General features: G+C 34.6%; 2 protein-coding genes. Both read left to right on the top strand.

Going from position 1 to position 1397, the window contains the following annotated elements; genetic code table 11:
* Positions 1-379 precede the first annotated feature (379 nt).
* Positions 380-799, top strand: a complete 420-nt coding sequence (locus QI30_RS19145; protein ID WP_126992099.1) for a MarR family winged helix-turn-helix transcriptional regulator — start codon at positions 380-382, stop codon at positions 797-799.
* Positions 800-818: 19 nt separating this feature from the next.
* Positions 819-1211: a rhodanese-like domain-containing protein gene (locus tag QI30_RS19140; protein WP_126992098.1), complete on the top strand. Its 393-nt coding sequence runs from the start codon at positions 819-821 to the stop codon at positions 1209-1211.
* Positions 1212-1397: the final 186 nt, after the last annotated feature.

Here is a 1397-nt window from a genome sequence, read left to right as displayed (position 1 = left end):
TAGTCCTGCCGACAAAACGCGCAAAACATACGCTAAGGATATGCAGGATTTTATGCAAGATTGTAAGAAGTGCGATCATCACGAAGATACGCTTAAACGATTGTCAGGAAAGGCTTTTTAAAAACGTGCATAAAATCACGCATAAACAATGTTCCATAAGAAAGGGCAGAAACGTTGATTTAACAACATTCCTGCCTTTTTAGTATGCCCCCAAACTTTGATTTGGGAACGTTAAGTTTATTTTGTATGCTTTATAAAGTTAAAAGGTACATTATTTCATTGAAAATTAAATATAAAAACAAACAACTTGAAATTTAAAAATTCATCAGTTAAACTGATTATATATTTAGGTGATTATTTTTAGGGGTGAATAATTTAAATGGAAAAATGGAATCAATCTTATGGTTTTTTACTCGGAAAGGTTCTTCAGCGAATGGAAACTAAATTCGCCGAGGGGCTTGTCCCATATCACATTAATGCTAGACAATATGGAGTTCTTTTATTTATTAACGGAAACCCTTACTCATCACAAAAAGATATTTCTGAAAATCTACAAATTGATCGGACAACAATGGTAAGTCACATTGATTATTTAGAAACTTTAGGCTTTGTAGAGAGGACAAGGAATCCTAATGATAGAAGGTCCTACAGCCTTATGATTACATCAAAAGGAAAGGATTTATTGGATTCGCGTTGGGAATTTTTAAACGATATTGAATTAGAAGTTTTAGCCCCTTTAAATAATCAAGAAAGACAATTGCTAAAGGATTTTCTCATTAAAATTTGGACTACACTTTAAAACTGGAGGTAACACAATTATGAATGCACTTGATTATTTTAATGCCCGTTTGGAAGCAACTATTAGCCCTATGGATTATTTGAGATTGACACAAATAGATCCAGATAAATATTTTTTGCTGGATGTAAGAAACGGCCCACTTCATGTAAGAAGTTTAAAAATTAAGGATGCTAATGTCATACCCGAACAAGAACTGCAAGCTCGTTTAAATGAAATACCAAAAGACAAGGAAATTATTGTTTACTGTTGGGATGTCTGGTGTAACACCGCTGCCAAGGTAGCAAAGTTTTTATTAGAACGTGGATATATGGTAAAAGAGCTAACGGGGGGTATTGCAGCGTGGAAAGAAATGAACTTTCCTGTTTCAGATTCCTCTCAAGAGGTTAACATGTCTGATAGCTGTGGGTGTTAACTCTGGTGCAAAGGGAATCTAATTAAATAAAAAACAGCTAACACTTTGTAGTAGTCTTAACTGCTGGATTGAACGTTCTCTATGTGGCATTGAACTGCACCTCATTTGTTAGACATACTAACAAGGAGGTGCGGTTTTTCTATGGGGAAAATGAGCGCAGAAGATAAATTAGCAGCGGTTCATACA

The organism is Candidatus Kurthia intestinigallinarum, from assembly GCF_003991225.1.
Lineage (GTDB): Bacteria > Bacillota > Bacilli > Bacillales_A > Planococcaceae > Kurthia > Kurthia populi.
This window is presented reverse-complemented; position numbering and strand designations above follow the sequence as displayed.